Origin of the sequence: Streptococcus mitis (genome assembly GCF_003942795.1) — a bacterium.
GTDB classification, from domain to species: domain Bacteria; phylum Bacillota; class Bacilli; order Lactobacillales; family Streptococcaceae; genus Streptococcus; species Streptococcus mitis_BJ.
The window spans coordinates 1-1,596 of record NZ_RJNY01000051.1; the positions used below are offsets into that span (position 1 = coordinate 1).

At 35.0% G+C, this 1,596-nt stretch carries 2 protein-coding genes and 1 pseudogene; all 3 read left to right on the forward strand.

Going from position 1 to position 1,596, the window contains the following annotated elements; genetic code table 11:
- The first annotated feature begins 184 nt into the window (after positions 1 to 184).
- Positions 185 to 466, forward strand: coding sequence for a hypothetical protein (locus tag D8847_RS10840; protein ID WP_260467787.1), 282 nt, complete (start codon positions 185 to 187; stop codon positions 464 to 466).
- Positions 444 to 1,286: a hypothetical protein gene (locus D8847_RS10455; protein WP_125841489.1), complete on the forward strand. Its 843-nt coding sequence runs from the start codon at positions 444 to 446 to the stop codon at positions 1,284 to 1,286. The genes D8847_RS10840 and D8847_RS10455 overlap by 23 nt, the downstream gene beginning before the upstream one ends.
- Before the next feature lie 109 nt (positions 1,287 to 1,395).
- A pseudogene (locus tag D8847_RS10705) lies at positions 1,396 to 1,596 on the forward strand (hypothetical protein); the annotation flags it as partial.

The following is a 1,596-nucleotide window of genomic DNA, read 5'->3' on the forward strand; positions in this document are numbered from 1 at the left end:
ACGAAGATAGGACTAAAGGACTATTCTATAAATAGGACTAAAGGACTATTCTATAACGGGTGAGTTCAGTCTAGCAGACAAAATTAGTTCAGGCTACGGGAGACTTGCGCCCAACCTTTCCATTGGCTTTGGCTATAAGAATCGCTCGGTTGAGGTTGGAACTAAGTCAGAGGATGGCTATCGCGTGACTTATGTGAAGGAACATAATCAGGTCAAACAAGACTACGCAACAGTTAAAACGACCACTGAAACAGGGGTGAGAAGTGTGGATCATGGAGAACAGATATTAAAAGCGGGGAAAGTAGTAGTTGCTACAGTTTTTGTTATGGGTGCTTTAATTTATGGTGTTACAGTTAGTGCATCTACATTTGGATTTGGAGCCTCGATAGCGGCTCCAGTAATAGCGAGCGCCTTTTTATATTTAAGTTCTACAATGGAGGATAATGATGAAAGAAATATTAAATAACTATTCGTTGAAAATATCTGGATTTGAAATTCCAAAATTATATAATTTGACAAAAATAGTATACATTTGCTTATTTCCTATAGTTTGTCTAGCATTTATAGGCATGGTTGTTGAATTATTTAAAGGTGGGGAAATGAATTTTATGAAATTCATTACTTATACGGTAGTATGTTTTGGGTTTGAGACACTGCTTTCATTAAATAATAAACTGGTTAAATTAGCTGTAGATAATATCTTTTTGACGGATATTAATTTCGACAAGCACATAAGTTATTATCGTTATGTGGCTGAACACTCAGTCAAGTCTCAACAACTGTTTAATAATGCAAATTGTTTACTAGCTATTGCCCAAGCGTCATATTACCAAGGAAAGTTTGAAGAAACACTTGATAATTTGGAACGAATAAATTTTGAGGATAAAAATTTTAATAAGAAATTTGAGATCCAATTGTCCACAGCTTACTTTAAGATTCTTTCTTTAATCCATGCTGATAAAACAGAAGAAATTTCGAACCAAATTGATATGTTAGCTACATTAAAAGCTCGAACAAATTCTCAGGTTACTAGGCAGACGAATGCAATAAACATAGTAAAAGCTATAGAGGATCTTGTTTTAAATAAAATATCAAACGACTACTTCGACACTGCCGAACCCGAAAATAAGCTAGCTCGCATCATGTTCTCTTATTATGGAGCACTCAACGCTCAGTTAAAAGGAGATGAAGCTCGTGCTCGTAGTTTGTTTGAAAGCATCGCCCATGAAAATCCAGAACTTTTCTATGTTCAGGAAGCTCAGAAATATTTAGAAGGAGAAAACTGATGTCAGAACGTACTGCTTTACCGATTGGAAGTGTTGTTCGAGTGAGAGAAGGTGTGGAGCCTGTCATGATTTATTTAGAACATTGATTTTAAATTTGTCTCAGAGTGATATGAGTTATGAGTACAATCCAACAATTGGAGCAAGTATTGATTTTCGATTTAATAAGGGAGAGGTTATCATCACTCGTCTTGGGGAAACTCAACTTTTTTCAAGATCTGAGTTTGTGCGTTTACTTGGATTAATTGATAAAATTTATACAGAAATTCTGCCATTAGGTAGTGTTATTCAAATAAATAGAGAAAAGCTACCC

Excerpts from the sequence above, each read along its gene's own strand:
- D8847_RS10455 (WP_125841489.1), top strand. The coding sequence starts at position 444 with ATGATGAAAGAAATATTAAATAACTATTCGTTGAAAATATCTGGATTT.